Here is a 20,288-nt window from a genome sequence, read left to right as displayed (position 1 = left end):
TTTACCCGTTTAGTTCCATTTCTACAAGGAAGACCTTTGAGTCTTTCAAAATAGACTGCCTTCCTGTCTTTATCGTAAATATTGCTATAATAAGGGCGTGTGAAAAGCTAAACTGTAGTTTTGGTTTTAGATGCTTTTCTTTTTAAAGAGTATGATTTTACTAGCTAGGGAGTTGGAATTTGAGATGAATAAGAAAGATATTGCAGCGATTCGTAAACAATTTAAGTTGGACACTGATTTACTGAAAATTACTGATATTTATAAAATTTATATTAAGCAGGAGAGTAGTGACATCTTTCATGAGGAGAGCCAGCCGTTCCCCTTGTTAGATCGGGAGGAACAAGAATTATTCCTCACCAACTTTAAAAAGGTGTTAGGTGGAAAATTGGATGTGAAACTGTTTGAAGTCAGTTTTACGCGTCCAGCAGAAGAGCAAACGGATCATACGCAGCAGCTTTTATATGATGGTCTTCGTACAGACGACGTTGAAGAATGGAAAGCGAGTATGCATAGTATCACGCAGAAGATGGTTCAGGACGTCCAATATGAAAAGGACTTGGTCGTTACATTCATTCGCGGAAATTATTATAAACCAACGAAACGGAATTCAGATGAATCCGAAATAGACAATCGGGATGAGGTGTTTACGAACCCTTTCATCCTTTGTAGCATGAATCAGACCGAACTGCCGAAACGTTCACTTGTGTTTGATTTTATCGAGAGGGAGTTTAAGTCGAGTACGATAGCCGATCCCATCATTAATCTTGCGTCTCCAATTGGTGGATTTTGGTTTCCTAGCTTTACGGATGGCGCGGCAGATGTCAATCGCATCCTTTACGCTGCAGGCAAATCGAATAAGCCAGACATTAATTTCATCGAGAATGTGCTGGACGGTGAAGATATCATGACTGCAGAGGATGACAAAGCCGTCTTTGAAGAAATTGTAAAAGAAGTGATTGGTGATGAGGTGAATGCGCGGACCCTCGCCAACGTATATGAAGAAATCAATCGCATGATGGATGAGGGAGACGAGGAAGAGGAAGACGAAAGCATCCCTACCTTGGATACGAAAGAGATGGAACGTGTGTTGAAGGCATGCGGCGTGAAGAACGTGAATACGGAAAGGGTGGAAATGGCTTTTCAAAAGGTGATTGATGACGAAACGTATGAAATGAAAGCAAGCCATGTCGTTCCAAGTTACACATCCAAGTCCATCAAAATCAGCACGAAAGTAGCGGATATCGCAATCAGCCCGCAAGACTTAAGATATGTCAGACAGGTCAATTACAATGGAAAACGCTGCCTTTTGATAGAAGTGGAAGAAGACACGATGATTGAAGGATTTAAGCTGATTCAAGAAGAGCTGTTGGATTAAACAAGAAATCTAAGGCGATCCTATGCATTAGATTCGCATAAGTGTAGCTGATAGTGAGGACATAGCTGAGAGGGGGAGCAAAATTGGGATACGTTTTAGATCACGTTGGAATTGCTGTTCGAAGCATTGATGATGCTCTTCCCTTTTACATTAATGTATTAAAAGGATTAGTGGAAGACCGTTATACAAGCGATGCACCTGGTGTTGAAGTGCACGTTGCTGTAGTCAGAACGGAAGATAAAATAATTGAATTACTGGCACCAACCAACAAGAACTCTCCAATGGCTCGGTTTATCAAGCAACGGGGAAAAGGCGTGCATCATATTGCTTATCGAGTTGACGATTTGGACATAGCAATACGCGAGGCAAGTGAAAGTGGCGTTCGTTTTCTAGAGGACACACTGCGTACGAACGCACGTGGAAGAAGGCTCATTTATATTAATCCCGCCTCAACGGATGGCACTTTAATTGAACTATGTAGTTATTCAGAGAAAACTTAATTCGAATTAAATTAAAACGAAAGCACATCAATTTGAATAAAATTGATGTGCTTTTTTTGGACGAAGTATCTCATTGCATCAAGCCAGGTTATAATTTTGGTGTATTTATATTGATGTTTTGGGAAAGGTACCTAAACGAATGAAACAGAGCATTAACAGTGCCCACATTAAAAGAGGGGGCGTACTTAGGGAATTATGAGTACTTCTGTTATGGGGGCCGCTGGAAATCTTGTCTTCAACAATGCCCGTTGCTATAATGAGATAGGTACTAACATGAAGGAGAGATTGATAAATGATATTAAAAAATGCAAAGCTCTATGGCCAAAAAGGTAGATGCGATATAGAAGTGCGAGATGGTATCATACAAACCATTAAACCAGCTACCGGTACAGGTGAGTCTAGTGATCTCAATACCATCAATCTAAATGGAAAAATAGTGCTACCCCCTTACGTGGAGCCGCATATTCACTTGGACTACGTGCTTACTGCCGGAACCCCAAGGTGGAATCAATCGGGATCTGTATTCGAAGGGATTGAAATTTGGTCTGAGAGAAAGCAAATCGCCAATGAAACGAAAAAGGATATTAAAGAACGTGCCTTGAAGGCGATAAAAATGCAGCTAAAACATGGCATTCAGCATGTGCGAACACATGTTGATGTTAGTGATCCGACTTTAAAAGGATTGGAAGCATTACTGGAAGTGAAAGAGGAAATCAAGCCGTGGATGGACTTGCAACTTGTAGCGTTTCCACAAGAAGGCCTTTATACAAAGCCAGATGGGGAAGAACTGCTGGTTAAAGCACTTGAAATGGGGGCCGATGTCGTTGGTGGGATTCCCCACTATGAATTGACTCGTGAAGATGGCGTCCGTTCAGTGCTAAAAGCGCTTGAACTTGCAAACAAATATGACAAATTGGTTGATATCCATTGTGATGAAATCGATGATGACCAATCAAGGTATCTGGAGGTACTCGCAGGTGAGTCACTGAAATTAGGCATGGGTGACCGGGTGACAGCGAGCCACACGACCGCGATGGCTTCGTACAGTAATGCATATACGTACAAGCTATTCCAAACGCTGAAAAAAGCAGGCATTCATTTTGTTGCGCTGCCGAAAGCCAATTTACATTTACAAGGCAGATTTGACAGTCATCCAATCCGTCGTGGCCTGACAAGGGTAAAAGAAATGGTAGATGAAGGGATCAATGTCAGCTTTGGACTCGATTCTATTATGGACCCTTGGTATCCGCTCGGCGATGGCAATTTGATGAATGTCGTCGATGTTGGTTTGCACGCCTGCCACATGACCGATCATAATTATATCGTAAAAGCTCTAGATTTAATCACAATAAATGGAGCAAAAGCGCTCGGCATGAAGGACGAGTATGGCGTGAAAGAAGGAAACAAGGCGAATCTAATTGTGATTGACGCTGATTCCGAATATGAAGCGATTCGTACGCAAGCGCCAGTGCTCTATTCGATGCGGAATGGGGAAATGATTGTCGAAACGAAACCCGCCGAGACAACAATGAACATATCTATTTTTTAAATATTGAATTGTAACTATATTTGTTGAAATAAAGAATCCTGCCTAGAACGCTTGGTGATAGGGGACGCCTTCACCGAACTACATGATTATTATTTTAGGAGGGCGCCATATGGAAGTTTTTGCAGAATACTTAGCGGGCATTGATGACCCGCAACATCAAGCCCGAACGGAAGAAGTTTTGAAATGGGTAACTGAGAAATATCCGAGTTTAATGCCGAAAATCGCGTGGAATCAGCCTATGTTTACCGATCACGACACATATATTATTGGTTTTAGCACAGCTAAAAAACATTTGGCTGTTGCCCCTGAAAATGCAGGGATTATTCATCTCGCTGATGAAATTGTGCAGGCCGGCTATGGTCACACCCAGCAGTTGGTACGTATCCCGTGGGATGGTCCGATTGATTTTTCATTACTTGAAAAAATGATCGACTTTAATATAGTGGATAAGGCAGACTGTTCAACTTTTTGGCGTAAATAAAAAATAGATAACCTATTTAAATTACTACTATTTCTACTTTCACTAAAAGGTTTGTTAGTGAAGAATTGGCTGCCTTCATGGTAGCCTTTTCTTATTGAGCAATGAAATTAAATACTTCTCAGAAATTGATGTTTTGTTAGCCTTTTGTCTATGGCATATACAAGGTTCGGCCTTAATCCTATGAAATTATTCGAGTTTGATGTTGTAATCTCCTACGATACCAATAGTTTAGAAATGAGGGTTAAAATGTTAAAAGGATGGACAACATTTGAAAAGACATGGCTAAGCTTCTTTATGGTAATTAACGTTTATCTGTTTTTTGCATTTGATGACACGATGTTGGGATTGGTATCTTCTACATTCGGAGTGTTGTGCGTTGTGCTTGCTGGAAAAGGGAAGATATCAACTTATTATGCAGGTATCATTCAAGCGGCTACTTATGCTTATATTGCATGGACGTACGGACTGTTTGGGGAAGCGATGTTAAATGGATTATTCTACTTCCCAATTCAATTCATAGGTATCTACTTATGGAGCAGAGCAAAAACAAAAGATAGTATTCGTGGAGAAGATGTTGTAGTTAAGAGGTTAAATAACAAGCAAATTCTTCAATTAACTGGGATTTCAATTATCGCTTCAATTGGATACGCTTATTTGCTAGATTACATGGGTGGACAACAAGTCAGACTAGACTCTGTGGCTGTAGTGCTTTCAATCGTTGCACAATTTTTGATGATTAAGCGATATGTCGAACAGTGGATTCTGTGGATTACTGTTAACGTACTTACGATCACACTTTGGGTTATAGTATTGATACAGCAAGGTGGAAATGATTGGGCCATGGTACTAATGTGGTCGGCATTTTTGTTCAATTCAGTAGTTTCCTATATCAATTGGAGTAAGATTTACAAAGGCCAGAAGCGGGTGACAACTTATGTCTAAGTCAGTAGGTTTCATAGGTGGGAAATTTCTTATTCCACATCAAGGACACGTCTATGCCGTGATTACAGCGTCAACGAGGGTAGACGAGCTACATGTTATTGTCACATATGATACCGAATATGAACGAAACACACTATTTACGAATGCTGTATTTGAACATATCCCATACACAATCAGACTCAGATGGTGGCGGCAAATCACAAAAGACATGCCACATGTACACGTTCACGCCATTGAGCAGAAAGAAACTGGACAGTATGCTGACTGGGAAGATGGAGCGACGAAAATAAAGTTCGCAATCACAAAGGAAATCACCCACGTATTCAGCTCTGAGCCCAAATATGATGTCTACTTTACAGAGCTGTATCCTAAGGCCGAGCACATTGTCATCGATGCAGAACGTTTAACGTACAACATCTCGGCAACTAAGCTACGTACAGAAGGTGTCATGAAACATTGGAATATGATTCCGGATATCATCAAACCTCACTTTGTTAAGAAAGTAGTTGTCGTTGGCACAGAGTCATCAGGAAAGTCATCCCTCGTTCACAATTTAGCTAAGTTATACAACACCAATTATGTAGAAGAGTACGGTAGGGCGTTTTATGAGCAACTTGGAGATAGTGTTGTTGATGTGTCGCTTCCAACAGATTATGCAGAAATTGCAATGCAACATAAGCTTAATGAAAAGAAGCAAGCAGAGACAGCCAACAGGGTGCTGTTCATCGATACAGAAGCAAATGTGACTCAATACTACTCCCATCTATATGCGGATCATTTCGACGGTGTAGTGGACTCAATAGCCGCTAGACAGGATTATGATTTATGGCTATTTTTAGAACCAGATGTTGATTGGATAAATGATAGAACAAGAACATTTGGCGAACGCGAAGTTAGAAAGAAGAATAATGAATTGCTGAAGAAGCTGTTAAATGAGCGTGGCATTGAGTATATATCTGTTAGTGGAAGTTATTTAGAGAGATTAGAGAAATCCATGAGATATATTAATGAGTTAATCGAATAAACGTTAGTATATGAGATAATGGTGATGTAATTGTTGGCGAACGAGTAGGGGATAAATCCAAAAAGAAGGAAGTGAAAAACGATGAATTTAGAAATGGTTATGCAGGAGCTTGAAGCTCTTGGCAAGGAGCGAATGAAAAAAATGTACATATCGAATGGTGCACAAGAGCCGCTTTTTGGTGCGGGTACAGGTGCTATGAAACCAATCGTAAAGAAAATAAAAATGAATCAACCTTTAGCTGAAGAGCTTTATGCGACAAGGAACTATGATGCAATGTACTTTGCTGGCATTATTGCAGACCCAAAATCCATGACTGAGTCGGATTATAATCGTTGGATGGATGGTGCGTATTTTTATATGCTGTCCGATTATGTTGTGGCTGTAACTTTGGCAGAGTCAGATATTGCACAAGAAGTTGCTGATAAATGGATTGCAAGCGGTGAAGAGTTGAGAATGTCAGCAGGCTATAGTTGCTACTGTTGGCTTTTAGGGAGTAGAAAAGATGTTGAGTTTTCTGCAACCAAGATTTCGGATATGCTTGATATAGTGAAAAATACGATTCACGATGCGCCAGAACGGACGAAATCCGCTATGAATAACTTTGTATACACTGTGGGGGTTTCTTATTTGCCGCTCCATGAAAAGGCAGTCGAGACCGCGAAAGCAATAGGGATAGTTGAGGTCAAACGGGACAACAAAAAAAACAGTTTTCTAAATGCTTCTGAAGTTATTCAAAAAGCAGTCGATAAAGAAAGGCTTGGTTTTAAACGCAAGTATGTAAGATGTTGAAAGTAGCCTCGTATAGAGAAACGATATTCAACTATCCAGAGCGTTGATCCAACGTAAGGGTGAAATAACGGCCGCCAGTATGACAGGTGACCGTTATTTGATGCTCACGTCTATTCTATAGGGTGCATGTTAATAATGGAGGACCATCTTTTTTCAGTCTTGTATTCGGACTAGCTGTGCTTTTTCCACGTCATAACTTAATCCGACGGCACTTGGATCTTTGTCATATTTTAATATAGCCAATGTTTTTTCTGTTCCTTTTAGAGAATCCCAATCTTCATTATTTACTATTAAAAATATATCCGCATATACTCTTCCTTCGCCAATGACCAAATTACCTTCATACTTAATGTTTATGTTTACATCCTCTATTTCTAATTCGTGTGATTTTTCCTTAGTGAAAAGCAATGCCTCGCCTTTAGCTACTTTCGAAAGAGATGAAATTGCTTTCGTTTTAGCTTTTTCTTGATTTGTTATTTCTGATATTAATTTTTTCTCTACAAGTGATTGAGCGGTTTCTTCTGTCAGGATCATGATTTTCTTATCATCATTTGTTAATATTTTAATTTTGTACAGTTCTTCTTCTACTAACTTATCCTTCTCTTTCTCCACAGCATTTAGAATATCCTCTTCTTCCCCATACAGGATTACTCCATTTGCTTTTGCAAACATATTGCATCCTGTTAATGCTGTTACTGCCATAAGTGTTGTAAAAATAACCAGTATTGTTTTTTTCATTTTGTTTATCCCCTTTTCTATTTTATAACCATCTGTGCTATTGATTTTATTATAGGAGGCGCGCAAGTTTCTAGCCATCGCTTTAGATGACGTTCACATTACAATATTGCAACCTTGCATGTTGCTGAAAAAAACGTCCACTAATAAGTTAATTTGGGGAAATTCGTTTTGACTGTATTAAAGCAGGGAGGAAGAACTTTACAGTAAACGGTAGCGTCATTGTATTAAGTTAAGCAGGGGGTGAGATTATGGGCTTTTGGTATTTCTTACTAATACTTGTAGGATTATTGCTAGTAGTTAAGGGGCTACTTGGGAATGAAAAATACAGCCTGGTTTTAGTAGGACTATTATGTATTTCGTTCTCATTATTTATGTTTTCTCCAGGAAGTGCTGAAATCATTTCAGAGTTATTCAATTTAAATTAGCATGTAGAATAGATATTAAATTGATCACTGATAGCTACTTTTCACTAGCAGATAGTTTACTCGGGTAAATTATCGGAAGATTCGCTAATGGATGCATTACTGGAACACATTCATGAATTTCTTTTTGTGCTAACTGGGCAAATCAATAAGGATTTTGCGTTTTTGTGGAAAGACTAAAAAGGGATAGAGGTGAATTTGTGAACAAATTTTTAAAAGTGACTCTTATTGTTTTCGGAGTGATTCTATTAGGAATAGCTATACTTGTATTTTCTTTTCTTCAGAGTATGAAGCCAGATAAAGATAAAGAAGAAAAGGTGAAAATTCAAGCAGAGAAATATTTAGAAGATAAATTTAATAATAACTTCGAGATATATGACATTTTGTATGATAATATGGGAAACTTTAATTTTGAATACGGTGCGAAGGTACGGGATAAGAGAAATAATGTAACATTTTTTGTTTACTATAGCGAAGCTAAGGAAAAAATGGTGGACACTTACGCCGCTGATAAATGGGCAGATGATTTAGAACATGAAATAGGTCCTTATATTAAAGAGAAATTCGGAGAAACTACTGATTTTCACGTCTATTATGATGACAAAATAGGAGAAGAATTGGGTATTGATTCTGCTAATCCGGGGAGTTATAAAGATTTTAACGTTGCACCTACGATTCGTATTAATATGCCCCGAAAAAAGAGTAATGAGGATGAAAAACTCTTTAATGAGTTCGTATCTTTTCTGGAAAGCGAAGACAAACTGCAACGGGGTACTGTTATCGTCGGTTATGTCGCTGGAAATGGTGTGATATTGGAGGATGATGAGTGGAGTAAAGAATTTCAATAACATAGATGAGTGGGATTACTCAACTCAGGGGTGCGTTTCTACAATAAGTGGAGACGCCTTTTCACTAACAAGGAGGCAAATTCTTGTTGAATAATACAGAATTCAAATATAAAGGAGGTTAAATAATGGAACTTATATTGGAAAAGGCAACTGAAAACGATGCACAAGCTATTTTTGATATTCAGGTAAAAACCTTTATGCCTTTGTTACATAAATATGAGGATTACGAAACGAACCCAGCGAATGAAACTATCGAAAGAGTAATATCGAGAATAAATCAATATAATGGTGGTTTCTATAAGATATTTGCAGACGATACCCTTGTGGGAGCTATCTGTGTTTTTTGGAGAGAAGACGTTCAATTTTGGATAAGTCCGATGTTTATTTTGCCTACTCATCAAGGAAAAGGGATAGCTCAAAAGGTTTTAAATTTAATTGAAGATATGTTCCCCCAAGCAACTACTTGGGAATTAGCTACAATACTAGAGGAAGAACAAAATTGTTATTTATACGAAAAAATGGGTTATAGCAAAACAGGAGTTAGCAATAAACTAAACGATAACGCAACTCTTATATTTTATAAAAAGGACGTAATAGCGGAATTATTTACTGGAAGCTGAATTATAGAAAAAAGTTCATGAGGACTTTATGGCTTGTACCATTCAGTGTCGTGGTAATAATAATACTGTTCACTTATTCGGAATTACCCGTTCCATTTAAAATAATATCAACCTCTGCATTAATGGTTGCTTTGCTCTGTCAATTAGTCTATACGTATTCTAAGTGGAAGAGAGAAACACAATTAGACAAATGAATCATTACATTTTTTTTAACTAATGGTAGCGTTTCTAATAAGTAGAAACCCACTTTTACTAACGGGCAGGTTTATTTGAAGAAAAACGATTGTAAGGAGGGGGAAAGTGAAGAAGAAACTTTGGATTTCTGTTCTAATTTTAGGAGTAGCTATAGGCATTTTCTACTCCATTGTGAAATTTAATCCGCCTTTAGAAATTGGTACTATTGCTTCGTCTGGAGATCGTAAATCAGTCGTTGTTGGAATTGGTAATAAAGGTTTTCGTGAAATTAAAGTATTAGACACTTCAGTGAACAACAGTGAAGCACCATTAAAAACAAAAGTACAGGTTACTAACGCTTTACAAGGTTTCATCATATCGGATGATTATAATAATGAGGAATCAAAAGAGTATGGATTCAAAAGTTTAGAGGATGTATCTATTAAAGTGGGCACATCTCCATCTTCTAACTTTAAAAAATTAGATGCTGGCACAGCTTCTAAAAAGGATGAGATTTATGGGATTAGTGTTATTCATCATGAAGCTATAAATAAGGTTCATTTGAGGTATAGATATCTTGGGATTTCATTTAATGAAACTGTATTCATCAATTAACGATGCATCCAAGTTGAGGAAGGATGTTTAATCTGTGTTCAACAATCGATTAGATGACTAAAAAGAAGCATTTGCTTTTATAGCAAATGCTTCTTTAAGTCAGTATATTAAATTTGAAAACTTAACAGTTACATAACCTGTTTTTATCTAGTTTCTAGTGGTAATGATGGATCCTTTGCCCATTCAGTCAGTGAACCATCATAAACAGCTACATTCTTTTGTCCGAGTTTATTTAGTATTAATCCAGTCCATGTAGCGGCAATTGCACTGCCACAATATGTGATGACTTTTTTGTTGGGGTCCAGAGCTCCAACTTTCTCAAATATTTCACGTAGTTTTTCATCATCATATAGTTCTTTAGTTTTCGGGTCGGATAGTGAACCAAAGAATACATTAACACTTCCAGGAATGTGACCAGGTCTTCCGTAGGTGTTCACTTCACCGCTAAAATTCGCTTCCGATAAACTATCAAGAATAATAACGTTCTCATCATTTATTGCTTCTAGAACTTCTTCTTTTGTTACAAATAATTCAGATTTTCTTTCACCTGTAAAGCTTCCTTTCGGATAAGAACCGGGCTCGGTAGTTACAGGTCGGCCTTCCTCAATCCATTTTGGAAAACCTCCATCAAGCACTGCTACATTGTCAAAACCTTCGTATGATAATTGCCAAGCAAGACGTGATGCCCAATCTGATGCGATAACATCAGGAATATTGATGATTGCACCTTGATCATAAACAACTACATATGTGCCTTCTCCTACGCCAAGCTCACTAACCTTTTCGACAAATGTATCACGAGGAGGTAGGGTAAAAGAAAATTCAGAGTCCGGATCTGATAAGTCATTGTAAAGATCGGCAAAAACAGCTCCTGGTATATGTCCCTTTTCATAAGCTTCTTTTCCAGACCACACATCATAATAACCATCTTTTTCAGGGTTTTTTAAGAATGTAGTGGCATCGAGTAATCTTAAATTCGGATCATCCAATCTTTCGGCTAACCAATCTGTAGTTACAATTAAAGGTACATTGCTCATTATTATCTTCTCCTTTGTCTATCTAATTTTGAAAACAGATAGGAATAGTATGTTTTATCGTTTGTAATGATATTAACATTCATCTTGACTCCTTTCAACTATACGGGTTTGAATTAATAATTTTAGATATTAGTTAGCTTAAATAGAGATTAGTAAAATAGTTTCACGGATTTATCCCGTGACATTTGTGAAGTATTGTACTTAAAGTAACAGGTGCAATTGCTCAATAAGAGCAAACGCTTCTTATGTTAAAGCGTCAGTTGAATAAAGTTGTAATAATGACATCATTGTATACTTTTTTTCATACTATACCTTGGGGTGAAAAAATGGCGAGAGTAAAATACCGCGATTCAGACATTGACTTAATGGCAAGGATGATGAGAGCAGAAGCCGAGGCTGAAGGTAATCAAGGAATGTTATATGTTGGAAATGTAATCGTTAATCGTCTTGTGGCAGAATGTCCAGACTTTGTAGATTTAAGATCAATTGAAGACGTCATTTTTCAAATACAAGGAGGAAACTATTCTTTTGAAGCTGTTCAAAAAGGAAATTTGTTTTATGAACGAGCGAGACCTAATGAAAAGAGATTAGCAAAACAGACTTTGCTTTACTGGAGAGACCATCCAGCGCAATATGCCCTTTGGTATTTTAATCCGTCTGGTGCATGTCCTCCAACATGGTATGATCAACCTTTTACTGGTCAGTTTAAACAACATTGTTTTTATGAACCACAAGCTGGAACATGTGAAAGTGTTTATATCGGTTAGGTTGTCTGGGAGCGATTGCTAATTCCCGAAGTTTAACCTTTTGGTGCTAGAAATACAATATTTTTAGTCGTTGGTACTGGTAACTAGTTAACGAAACACGTTCCATTCAGTTATTGAATGAGCGTGTTATTTTTATTGTCTTTTTACAAGAGTGGGGAAATCAAAACTAAAATCTGTAGAAACATGCTGATTATCTACCCGAAAGTCAATGTAGCTAAGCCATCATTGTGAAAAATATTGGTTAAGATTAGGCGTCCTTAACTCTTTGAACAAAAGTTTTCTCTAAAAGTGTAAAGAGGAATAAGAAAGAATTAGTCGGGGATATATCAGAATCGTGTTAGGTGCTTCCACTGATAATGATGTGAATTGATAGATTATTGAATTAATAATGCATATGTTGTCTTGCAAATAGTGGGATTTAGTTTAAAATAGAATTATCAAAGTATATTTTAAATATAAATAAAGGAGGGATAAATGTGATTGAAATTTCAAATGATATTGCAAAAACAGAAATAAAAAGCAAAATGAATCAGCTGTTTGAGGACCCAAAAGATGTTCATCTTCATGTTCTGTATATGTATAATGGAATTGAAAATTATATTATACAGGTTTTGAATTATGTACAAGATGGCATTGCAGCAGGAGATTACGTGATTCTTATTGAGAATTCTCGTATATACCCTATTATTCAAAAAGAACTGAGCACTCGTTTAACGAAAGATCAAATGGAGTTCATACACTATGTAAATAGCCTGGAATTCTATTGGTCAAGTGGCAGTTATCATCCTCCTTCAATCGCTGAGTACTTTAGTAATACCATTCAGCCCTATTTGGAAAGTGAAATTTCTTTCCGCGCATGGGCACATGTCGAGTGGGCCACTATGGAAGAGCCACTACATCTTATAGAAGATTTAGAGAAAATAGTAGACAAAGCTGTAAATCAGTTGGCGTTTCCATTAATTTGTGCATACGAGAGAGATAAAATGCCAGACTACCTCAAGACAATTTTGATGGAAACACACCCTTACCTTCTACTAGAAGACGATTTCATTGTCTCGGACCAATATCAGTCACAGGATAATGTGAAATAAAACACGCTTTGGAAATTTTCCTAAGCGTGTTTTATTTTACAGTAGAATAGGATTTTTAAAGTGCATTGGTGACGGCCTGCTTCTTCAATTGTAAAAATATTAAATTTTAAAATATATTTGAGGTGTCGAAAGTGTCTATTAAAATTATTATCCAATTTGGTTTGGCTTCAATACTATTAATGCTTTCTACTGGGGCTACCTGGTATGAAGGCAGTACGATATTGGAGAAACCGTGGGAATGGGAACATACTGCAATCTTTTCTCAAATGGTAAATGGACAAGTAGAAAACCTAACTGATATTTTACCGATTGACCATTTTGTATATGCTGCAAAATTTGCACCTACTTTTCCTTTACTTATGTTACTAAGTGCAACGTACCTCATAATCCTTATAGGATATAATCTACTCAAACGTAAGGGTAGGATATTTTCGTACTTCTTATCTGGTATTGGCGCTTTGTTTTTGGTATTAAGTGGTTTCGTATCGAAATCTCCAACTGCTGGGTTGAAAATTTTTTTCGTTGGTTTTCTACTAATAGGAATATTAGCAGTAGCTATAGTATTGCTTATATTCCTTAATAATAAGACTAAACTTACTTCATCTTGAACTAACAAGAGCATTAATTTAAGAATCGGCTGCCTTTACAGGGCAACCGATTCTTATTAAATAATTGAGTTAAATATTTCCTCGGACGGAGATATATGTGAGTTTTATATTATAAGTGGTATAATTGGAAAAAAGTAACGAAGGAGGGGGCATTATGAATAAACAGGCAAGCAAGGCGAATCAGGCTAAAGTAAGCCAACGAAAACATATCCCATTCCGAATGAACTTCCTATTCTTTTCAATCTTTGTCCTATTTTCATTGCTCATTTTTCGCCTTGGTTATTTACAAATCGTCAAAGGTGAGGAATATTCCCGTGAGTTGGAAAAAACGGAAGAAATACCTGTCAACACTAGCGTGCCAAGGGGAAGGATTTTTGACCGCATGGGGCATATTCTGGTTGATAACGATCCCCAAAACGCCATTACATATACGAAAATGACGTCGACGAGTTCAGCAGATATGCTAAAAGTCGCTGAGCAACTTGCGGTCTTGATTGAACAAGAGACGAAAAAGATTACTACTGGGGATCGGAGAGACTTCTGGATTTTAAAGAATTCGGAGGCAGCGTCGAAAAAGGTTTCTTTAAAGGAATTAGAGGCACTGGAAAAGGATAGTACGCTTTCACGGATAGAATTGCAGAAGGAGATTAATAGGCTTACACGAGAACGAATTACGGACGTAGAAACTGATTCATTCACGGAAGAGGAGCTAGAAGTACTTGCGATTTACAGAGAAATGATGTCGGGTTATGCATACTCCCCACAAATCGTTAAAAGTGGAAGTGTGACAGACGAGGAATTCGCAACTGTATCTGAACGCCTAGGAGAGTTGCCAGGCGTAGATACAACGACAGATTGGGAACGTATGAGGAGATCAGACAATACAATTCTAGGGACAACCACGAGTCCCATTGGAGGTATTCCTAAATCTCGAGAGAATTATTTATTGGCACGGGACTATTCAAGAAATGACCGTGTTGGAAAAAGTTATATTGAGCAATATTATGAAGACTTGTTAAAGGGACAAAAAACAATTGTTAAGAATATTAAAGATCGTAGCGGGCGTATCGTCGAAACGAAAACAATCAGAGAAGGCGAACCAGGCAAGGATCTTATTCTGACGATTGATAGCGAACTGCAACAGAAACTTGAAAAAATTGTTTCGGATAAATTGTTGGAATTGAAAAGAGGCCCAAATACCGGAGAATTGAACAGGGCTTTCCTAGTCATGATGAATCCGAATAATGGTGAAGTTCTTTCTCTTGTAGGTAAGCAGGTTGTTACGAATCCAGAAACGGGAAAGCTCGAAATATGGGACTACGCATTTGGGACGTTCACTGCACTTCACGAGGCCGGATCAACAGTTAAGATGGCAACGCTTCTTACGGGTTATCAAGAAAATGTGGTACGTATCGGAGAAACGAAGATAGATGAACCAATTAATATCGGTGGTGGTATTACAAAAAGATCACTGTTTAATCAAAACGGTAGGGTTGCTGTAAATGATATTGAAGCAATCGGCAGGTCTTCGAACGTTTATATGTTCCGTACCGCATTGTCCATGGTGAATTCCCGAAATAGTTCTAAAGACTCGGAAAGTAATAGAAGAAATGCATATGATACATTCCGACAATCTTTTGCGTCTTTCGGACTTGGAACAAAAACCGGCATTGACTTACCGGGCGAGTCAGGCGGCCTGATTGGCGATAGTAATGAAATGGGTATTTTAATGGATTTAACCATTGGACAGTTCGACACTTATACAACACTTCAACTGGCTCAATTCGTCTCAACAATTGCAAATGGCGGTTATCGTATTGCTCCGAAAGTGTTAAAAGAAATGCGAGAACCATCTGAGGACGGTGAAATACTTGGTCCTCTCATTCAAGAAACAGAGGTTAATATTTTAAATAGAATTCGGAATACGGATGCAGAAATTGATCAAATGAAGCGTGGTATGCATTACGTGTATTATGCACCTAAAGGGACGGCTGCTAAAATTTTTGAAGGAAAAGATTATGATGGAGCTGGGAAGACGGGGACGGCGCAGGCATTTAGCTCTGGAAAGGCGACAATCAACTTATCACATGTCGGTTTTGCACCTTACGAAAATCCGGAAATTGCTTATGCAGTGCTTATCCCGAATATTACTACAAGGCCAGGAGATCACACGAATGGCGCTCAAAATAAGATTGTCCAGCAAGCTGTAGACGAATATTTTAAATTGAAAGTAAAAAGGGCTAAAGAAGAAAATGCTACAACAGCCGAGCAACCAATCATACAGGCTCCGAAAATAGAGTCTGAAAAATAATAGTAGGGAAACCAGAATAATGGTTTCCCTACTATTTCAATAGATAAGTAATAGTAAAAAAGGTGGACGCTATTTTACGCTTACTTTGCAGTAATTAAAAGCAGATATTCATAAGGGGGAAATTTTATGGAAATAAAATTACTGACTTTACAAACAAATAAAATGGAAATGATGAAAGAATTTTATACGCAACATTTGGGTTTTTCACTATGTGGAGAGAATCCAAATGGATTTCAAATTCAAGTAGGAACAAGTATTTTGGAATTTACTAATGAAAAAGTGATAGGGGAGCCCTATTATCATTTTGCATTTAATCTTCCCGCCAATCAATTTCAGGAAGCAAAGGAATGGTTGAAAGGAAAAACTACGCTTTTATTAGAAGATGGAGAAGACGAGATAAATTTTTTATTCTGGTCTGCATTTGCTTGTTATTTTGAAGATCCAGCAGGAAATATAGTTGAACTTATTGCTCGATATACTGTGAATCCAAATAGCGAAATACCATTTTCAGTAAACAACATTTTGAATATCAGTGAAATTGGTTTAATTGTAAAAGATGCACCTACGGTCGGAGAGAAATTGGGAAAAGTTAATATTTTTGAAAGAGATAATGATCCAATTACCAATATTTCTTTAAATTTCATGCAAGAAAATAACAATGGTGTTTATCTTCTTCTAACTAGCACAGGTAGAAGATGGCTGTTTTCAGAAAAGAAATCAGTGATTTTTCCAATGACAATAACACTTGATAAACAATTAGTAATAGGTGTAGATGAAGAACAAGAATTTTTCATTAGAAAAAGTCATGATGAAGTCCAGGTTTAACGAATTGCATTCTTAAAGTTAAGTAATTTTACTTGGTGAGTACTAAAATGAGTGGCGCGACTTTTTAAGTAACGCTGGTACGTTTGCTGCTTGTGCTCATTGGTAGGATTGTTTTAAGAAAATCTGTAACAGTCAGTAATGTTAGAATGGGGATTTGTATGGAGGGTATTATACATGGATGTATATATTGAGAAATTAAAAGTTACAGATGCCGAAGGTTTATACAAGTTTGAACTTGAAAATAGAACATTTTTCGAAAAAATGGTACCTTCTCGTGGAGATGACTACTATAACATTGAGATTTTTAAAAAAAGACACGAAGCTTTACTTGAAGAACAAGCTCAAGGAGGTTCGTATTTCTATCTAGCTAAAGATAACGATAGTTCAATAATAGGAAGAATAAATTTAGTGGATATTGATAAATCTCAAAAAATCGGTCATCTCGGTTATAGGGTGGGGCAAGCACATACTGGAAAAAGTATTGCCACTAAAGCATTGAAGTTATTATTAGAAATAGTAAATGACAAAGAAATAAAGCAAGTTAAAGCGAAAACAACAACTAACAATATAGCGTCTCAAAAAGTTCTAAGCAAAAATGGATTCGAAAGGATAGCTACTGATGACGAAGAATTCGAAATGAATGGACAGAAGTTAAACTTTGTTCATTATACTTGGACTATTTGAGTTTCGCCTCATTGAACTAACTGGTGCGATTGCTCAATAATAAAAGCGAGCCTTCTCTCATTGAATTCGAGAGAAGGCTCGCTTATTCTCTATTTCATGAAATCCTACCAATGGCTAGGAAGCGTCAGCGCAGGCACATTTTAGCCGACTTGCTCAACTTACCTTTGCAGGAAATGTTGGAATGTGTCGGTTTTTCTGTACTAAATACCTTTTAGGAAAACTTCTCCCTTTTTTATCTGTCGAAACTAGTCTATAATTAGAAAGGAATAGTATGTCAAATCATCGATGCATAATTATTATAGAGTGTAATAAAGGTTAATAGGTACAAAAAAGGTGTGTGACGGGATTGTCCACGCTCTTTTTTGCAAATTCAAGGAATAAGGATGGATAAAATGAGTAGCCAAGAAACGAAAACAGACGTTATCTTAATTGGTGCTGGCATTATGAGTGCGACGTTAGGATCACTCTTGAAAGAGTTGGTACCGGACTGGAAAATCACCGTCTTTGAGAAACTTTCAAATGCCGGGGAGGAAAGCTCGAACGAATGGAATAATGCAGGGACGGGCCATGCTGCACTGTGCGAGCTGAACTACACAAGCGAAAAGCCCGACGGATCGATTGATATTAGTAAAGCGATAAAAATTAATGAAGAGTTTCAAATCTCCAAACAGTTTTGGTCGTATTTGGTTGAGAAAAAACGAATCAGTAATCCAGAGGACTTTATCATGCCGTTGCCTCATATGAGTTTCGTACACGGTGAGAAAAATGTAAAGTATCTAAAGAAACGTTTTGAAGCGATGTCAAACAATCCACTATTTCAAGAGATGGAATTTTCGGATGATCCTAAGAAACTAATGGAATGGCTTCCGCTTATTATGAAAGACCGGACAACCAATGAGCCGATTGCGGTTTCGAAAATTGACGCTGGAACGGATGTCAATTTTGGTGCGTTAACCAATAGCATGTTTGACCACTTAACGAGTCAAAACGTCGACATGCGCTACAGACAAAGCGTAGAGGATCTTAATCAGTTGAGCGATGGTTCATGGGAATTGAAAGTACGAAACGTCGATAGTGGAAAAGTGGAACGCCATACTGCCAAATTCGTCTTTATTGGCGGCGGCGGAGGCAGCCTGCATTTACTACAAAAATCCGGAATTCCTGAAGGAAAAGGGATTGGGGGCTTCCCAGTAAGCGGCATGTTTATGGTTTGTAAAAATCCAGAAGTTTTGGCACAGCATCATGCGAAAGTATACGGGAAAGCTCCGGCGGGTGCTCCACCAATGTCTGTTCCGCATCTTGATACACGATTCATCGACGATAAAAAATCGTTGCTGTTTGGACCGTTCGCGGGCTTCTCTCCGAAGTTTTTAAAAACCGGCTCCATGATGGATTTATTAACTTCCGTAAAACCGAATAATGTCCTAACGATGTTATCGGCTGGCGTAAAAGAGATGTCTTTGACGAAATACTTGATTGAGCAAGTGATGTTATCGAAAGAAAAGCGCATGGAAGCTTTGCGAGAGTTTGTCCCGAACGCGAAAAGTGAGGATTGGGATTTAGTAGTAGCTGGCCAACGTGTACAAGTGATAAAGGATACGGAAAAAGGCGGCAAAGGTACGCTTCAATTTGGTACGGAACTGGTGAGTGCGGCAGATGGATCGATTGCTGCATTGCTCGGCGCTTCCCCGGGTGCGTCAACCGCCGTTCAGGTCATGCTTGACATCCTAGAGAAATGTTTCCCTGAACATATTGAAGAATGGCAACCGAAGATCAAGGAAATGATTCCTTCTTATGGCACGTCCCTAATGGAAAATCCAGAGCTTCTGCGCGAAATTCATGCTTCAACAGCGGAGTCGCTTGGTCTAAGTGAAAACGAGCCCGTTTATAGTTAAAATAGGTAACTCAGTTTAAAAAGACGCATTTCCCTTTATACACAACGGGAATGCGTCTTTTGTGTTATTCAGTATGATAACTTTCGTACTAAATAAATAAACAGTGCCTGTCACACATATGGTGAACAGGCACTGTTGTTATCGTTTTCTTTTGTTTTTCTTACCATCTAAATTTAGAAATTCGCTCTCGCTTGCAAACTCTACATCGTTTTTCGGCTTGGTATCGTACTTTTGGGCATTTCGCTGTTTCCCTTTATCCTTATTCTTGTTTTTGTTTTCCTCTGACATAACATGAACCTCCTTTTGTAGAAAGATTTCATCCTTTCTATTGTGTCCAAGGAGTAGCATTTTATGTCTGAAGGATGAAAATGGGTGCACTCTTAGTCTTGCAAATGAATGGTATATACCTATTTAAAAACAGAAACTTTTTTCAGTAAAACACATACTGGAATGGCTACAATAATCCCTACAATATTTTGAACCAGGTTTCCGGGAATGGAAGCAAGTGGTATCATCCAGTTGCCGAAAAGAATCCGTTCACAAACATAATAAACGCCCAACATAAATGGAATTGAAGCGATTGTGGCTAGTAGATTGAAAGGAATACTTTTTCCTCTGCGGCTCAACGACCAAGCAATTGTCCCGACAATATAACCTTGCAACCCACGAGCTACAATGGTAAATGGTGCCCACAATGTCCAACCAGACACTAAGTCAAATAACCCCATACCGATAGCGCCAGCGAGTGCCGCCTTTTTAGGGCCAAAAAGAATTGCTACAATAAAGAGCATGGCTGTTCCAAGATGAACCAACCCGCCATTTGCCGCGATAGGTAGTCTGATATTTAAAGTAAGGGTTGCAACGAATACAAGTGCAATTAACATTGCTGTTATTACCATATCAAAAGTGCGAGATTTTGAATAACTTGTTGTAGTCGTTAGTGGTGTTCTCATAGTCATAAAGCATCCCTTTCTTAGTGAAATCATTTTTGTA

At 37.9% G+C, this 20,288-nt stretch carries 22 protein-coding genes; 18 read left to right on the top strand and 4 right to left on the bottom strand.

Going from position 1 to position 20,288, the window contains the following annotated elements; all coding sequences use genetic code 11:
- Positions 1 to 184: 184 nt before the first annotated feature.
- The 7 genes from AC25Y5_RS09095 to AC25Y5_RS09065 all read left to right on the top strand — a co-directional run bounded on the left by AC25Y5_RS09095 (position 185) and on the right by AC25Y5_RS09065 (position 6,660).
- Positions 185 to 1,375, top strand: coding sequence for a DUF4317 domain-containing protein (locus AC25Y5_RS09095; RefSeq protein ID WP_488139994.1), 1,191 nt, complete (start codon positions 185 to 187; stop codon positions 1,373 to 1,375).
- 83 nt (positions 1,376 to 1,458) lie between these two features.
- Positions 1,459 to 1,875 (top strand): VOC family protein, encoded by a 417-nt coding sequence (locus AC25Y5_RS09090; RefSeq protein ID WP_488139993.1) that lies wholly within the window; start codon positions 1,459 to 1,461, stop codon positions 1,873 to 1,875.
- 292 nt (positions 1,876 to 2,167) lie between these two features.
- On the top strand, positions 2,168 to 3,424 hold the full coding sequence (codA, locus tag AC25Y5_RS09085) for a cytosine deaminase (protein WP_488139992.1): 1,257 nt from the start codon (positions 2,168 to 2,170) through the stop codon (positions 3,422 to 3,424).
- A 109-nt stretch (positions 3,425 to 3,533) separates the two neighbouring features.
- Entirely contained in the window at positions 3,534 to 3,905 is a 372-nt protein-coding gene (locus AC25Y5_RS09080; RefSeq protein ID WP_488139991.1) for an iron chaperone, read from the top strand.
- Positions 3,906 to 4,151: 246 nt separating this feature from the next.
- A complete protein-coding gene (gene pnuC / locus AC25Y5_RS09075; protein WP_488139990.1) occupies positions 4,152 to 4,847 on the top strand; it encodes a nicotinamide riboside transporter PnuC in 696 nt (231 codons plus the stop codon).
- Positions 4,840 to 5,871, top strand: a complete 1,032-nt coding sequence (nadR, locus tag AC25Y5_RS09070; protein ID WP_488139989.1) for a multifunctional transcriptional regulator/nicotinamide-nucleotide adenylyltransferase/ribosylnicotinamide kinase NadR — start codon at positions 4,840 to 4,842, stop codon at positions 5,869 to 5,871. Before pnuC ends, nadR begins: the two co-directional genes overlap by 8 nt.
- 81 nt (positions 5,872 to 5,952) lie before the next feature.
- The gene (locus tag AC25Y5_RS09065) at positions 5,953 to 6,660 is read left to right on the top strand and encodes a DNA alkylation repair protein (protein WP_488139988.1); all 708 of its coding nucleotides are present in this window, start codon (positions 5,953 to 5,955) and stop codon (positions 6,658 to 6,660) included.
- A gap of 153 nt (positions 6,661 to 6,813) precedes the next feature.
- Here the strand turns inward: AC25Y5_RS09065 and AC25Y5_RS09060 are convergent, their stop codons facing one another.
- Positions 6,814 to 7,398, bottom strand: a complete 585-nt coding sequence (locus tag AC25Y5_RS09060) for a lipoprotein BA_5634 family protein (protein ID WP_488139987.1) — start codon at positions 7,396 to 7,398, stop codon at positions 6,814 to 6,816.
- 248 nt (positions 7,399 to 7,646) lie between these two features.
- Here AC25Y5_RS09060 and AC25Y5_RS09055 point away from each other — a divergent pair, with 248 nt between their 5' ends.
- The 4 genes from AC25Y5_RS09055 to AC25Y5_RS09040 all read left to right on the top strand — a co-directional run bounded on the left by AC25Y5_RS09055 (position 7,647) and on the right by AC25Y5_RS09040 (position 10,077).
- Complete coding sequence (locus AC25Y5_RS09055; RefSeq protein ID WP_488139986.1) at positions 7,647 to 7,823, top strand: hypothetical protein; 177 nt, start codon at positions 7,647 to 7,649, stop codon at positions 7,821 to 7,823.
- Between the two features lie 197 nt (positions 7,824 to 8,020).
- On the top strand, positions 8,021 to 8,668 hold the full coding sequence (locus AC25Y5_RS09050) for a hypothetical protein (RefSeq protein ID WP_488139985.1): 648 nt from the start codon (positions 8,021 to 8,023) through the stop codon (positions 8,666 to 8,668).
- A 125-nt stretch (positions 8,669 to 8,793) separates the two neighbouring features.
- On the top strand, positions 8,794 to 9,288 hold the full coding sequence (locus tag AC25Y5_RS09045) for a GNAT family N-acetyltransferase (protein ID WP_488139984.1): 495 nt from the start codon (positions 8,794 to 8,796) through the stop codon (positions 9,286 to 9,288).
- Between the two features lie 300 nt (positions 9,289 to 9,588).
- The gene (locus tag AC25Y5_RS09040; protein ID WP_488139983.1) at positions 9,589 to 10,077 is read left to right on the top strand and encodes a PAZ domain-containing protein; all 489 of its coding nucleotides are present in this window, start codon (positions 9,589 to 9,591) and stop codon (positions 10,075 to 10,077) included.
- A 143-nt stretch (positions 10,078 to 10,220) separates the two neighbouring features.
- On the opposite strand, the gene AC25Y5_RS09035 is transcribed toward AC25Y5_RS09040, so the two are convergent.
- Positions 10,221 to 11,114 (bottom strand): sulfurtransferase, encoded by an 894-nt coding sequence (locus AC25Y5_RS09035; protein WP_488139982.1) that lies wholly within the window; start codon positions 11,112 to 11,114, stop codon positions 10,221 to 10,223.
- Positions 11,115 to 11,440: 326 nt separating this feature from the next.
- Between AC25Y5_RS09035 and AC25Y5_RS09030 the strand changes: the two genes are divergently transcribed.
- The 7 genes from AC25Y5_RS09030 to AC25Y5_RS09000 all read left to right on the top strand — a co-directional run bounded on the left by AC25Y5_RS09030 (position 11,441) and on the right by AC25Y5_RS09000 (position 19,295).
- Entirely contained in the window at positions 11,441 to 11,881 is a 441-nt protein-coding gene (locus AC25Y5_RS09030) for a cell wall hydrolase (RefSeq protein ID WP_488139981.1), read from the top strand.
- 476 nt (positions 11,882 to 12,357) lie between these two features.
- Positions 12,358 to 12,972 carry an MEDS domain-containing protein gene (locus AC25Y5_RS09025; RefSeq protein ID WP_488139980.1) on the top strand — a complete coding sequence of 205 codons (615 nt, stop codon included), beginning with the start codon at positions 12,358 to 12,360 and terminating at the stop codon, positions 12,970 to 12,972.
- Between the two features lie 131 nt (positions 12,973 to 13,103).
- Positions 13,104 to 13,580, top strand: coding sequence for a YjdJ family protein (locus AC25Y5_RS09020; protein WP_488139979.1), 477 nt, complete (start codon positions 13,104 to 13,106; stop codon positions 13,578 to 13,580).
- A gap of 154 nt (positions 13,581 to 13,734) precedes the next feature.
- The gene (locus AC25Y5_RS09015) at positions 13,735 to 15,891 is read left to right on the top strand and encodes a peptidoglycan D,D-transpeptidase FtsI family protein (protein WP_488139978.1); all 2,157 of its coding nucleotides are present in this window, start codon (positions 13,735 to 13,737) and stop codon (positions 15,889 to 15,891) included.
- 126 nt (positions 15,892 to 16,017) lie between these two features.
- Positions 16,018 to 16,716 (top strand): VOC family protein, encoded by a 699-nt coding sequence (locus tag AC25Y5_RS09010; RefSeq protein ID WP_488139977.1) that lies wholly within the window; start codon positions 16,018 to 16,020, stop codon positions 16,714 to 16,716.
- Positions 16,717 to 16,890: 174 nt separating this feature from the next.
- Positions 16,891 to 17,400: a GNAT family N-acetyltransferase gene (locus AC25Y5_RS09005; protein ID WP_488139976.1), complete on the top strand. Its 510-nt coding sequence runs from the start codon at positions 16,891 to 16,893 to the stop codon at positions 17,398 to 17,400.
- A gap of 392 nt (positions 17,401 to 17,792) precedes the next feature.
- The gene (locus AC25Y5_RS09000; RefSeq protein ID WP_488139975.1) at positions 17,793 to 19,295 is read left to right on the top strand and encodes a malate:quinone oxidoreductase; all 1,503 of its coding nucleotides are present in this window, start codon (positions 17,793 to 17,795) and stop codon (positions 19,293 to 19,295) included.
- Positions 19,296 to 19,433: 138 nt separating this feature from the next.
- Here AC25Y5_RS09000 and AC25Y5_RS08995 read toward each other — a convergent pair whose 3' ends face one another.
- Together AC25Y5_RS08995 and AC25Y5_RS08990 are read right to left on the bottom strand one after the other, a co-directional pair.
- Positions 19,434 to 19,583 (bottom strand): hypothetical protein, encoded by a 150-nt coding sequence (locus AC25Y5_RS08995; RefSeq protein ID WP_488139974.1) that lies wholly within the window; start codon positions 19,581 to 19,583, stop codon positions 19,434 to 19,436.
- A gap of 119 nt (positions 19,584 to 19,702) precedes the next feature.
- Positions 19,703 to 20,248, bottom strand: coding sequence for an ECF transporter S component (locus tag AC25Y5_RS08990; RefSeq protein ID WP_488139973.1), 546 nt, complete (start codon positions 20,246 to 20,248; stop codon positions 19,703 to 19,705).
- Positions 20,249 to 20,288: the final 40 nt, after the last annotated feature.

It is taken from the genome of Sporosarcina sp. Y1011, assembly GCF_057669885.1.
The sequence above is the reverse complement of the archived record's forward strand: the minus strand, read 5'-3'. Positions and strand labels throughout refer to the sequence as shown.

Excerpts from the sequence above, each read along its gene's own strand:
- AC25Y5_RS09015 (WP_488139978.1), top strand. The coding sequence starts at position 13,735 with ATGAATAAACAGGCAAGCAAGGCGAATCAGGCTAAAGTAAGCCAACGA.
- nadR (WP_488139989.1), top strand. The coding sequence starts at position 4,840 with ATGTCTAAGTCAGTAGGTTTCATAGGTGGGAAATTTCTTATTCCACAT.
- AC25Y5_RS09035 (WP_488139982.1), bottom strand. The coding sequence starts at position 11,114 with ATGAGCAATGTACCTTTAATTGTAACTACAGATTGGTTAGCCGAAAGA.
- AC25Y5_RS09030 (WP_488139981.1), top strand. The coding sequence starts at position 11,441 with ATGGCGAGAGTAAAATACCGCGATTCAGACATTGACTTAATGGCAAGG.
- pnuC (WP_488139990.1), top strand. The coding sequence starts at position 4,152 with ATGTTAAAAGGATGGACAACATTTGAAAAGACATGGCTAAGCTTCTTT.
- AC25Y5_RS09080 (WP_488139991.1), top strand. The coding sequence starts at position 3,534 with ATGGAAGTTTTTGCAGAATACTTAGCGGGCATTGATGACCCGCAACAT.
- codA (WP_488139992.1), top strand. The coding sequence starts at position 2,168 with ATGATATTAAAAAATGCAAAGCTCTATGGCCAAAAAGGTAGATGCGAT.
- AC25Y5_RS09065 (WP_488139988.1), top strand. The coding sequence starts at position 5,953 with ATGAATTTAGAAATGGTTATGCAGGAGCTTGAAGCTCTTGGCAAGGAG.
- AC25Y5_RS09000 (WP_488139975.1), top strand. The coding sequence starts at position 17,793 with ATGAGTAGCCAAGAAACGAAAACAGACGTTATCTTAATTGGTGCTGGC.
- AC25Y5_RS09005 (WP_488139976.1), top strand. The coding sequence starts at position 16,891 with ATGGATGTATATATTGAGAAATTAAAAGTTACAGATGCCGAAGGTTTA.
- AC25Y5_RS09060 (WP_488139987.1), bottom strand. The coding sequence starts at position 7,398 with ATGAAAAAAACAATACTGGTTATTTTTACAACACTTATGGCAGTAACA.
- AC25Y5_RS09055 (WP_488139986.1), top strand. The coding sequence starts at position 7,647 with ATGGGCTTTTGGTATTTCTTACTAATACTTGTAGGATTATTGCTAGTA.
- AC25Y5_RS08990 (WP_488139973.1), bottom strand. The coding sequence starts at position 20,248 with ATGAGAACACCACTAACGACTACAACAAGTTATTCAAAATCTCGCACT.
- AC25Y5_RS09010 (WP_488139977.1), top strand. The coding sequence starts at position 16,018 with ATGGAAATAAAATTACTGACTTTACAAACAAATAAAATGGAAATGATG.
- AC25Y5_RS09045 (WP_488139984.1), top strand. The coding sequence starts at position 8,794 with ATGGAACTTATATTGGAAAAGGCAACTGAAAACGATGCACAAGCTATT.
- AC25Y5_RS08995 (WP_488139974.1), bottom strand. The coding sequence starts at position 19,583 with ATGTCAGAGGAAAACAAAAACAAGAATAAGGATAAAGGGAAACAGCGA.
- AC25Y5_RS09095 (WP_488139994.1), top strand. The coding sequence starts at position 185 with ATGAATAAGAAAGATATTGCAGCGATTCGTAAACAATTTAAGTTGGAC.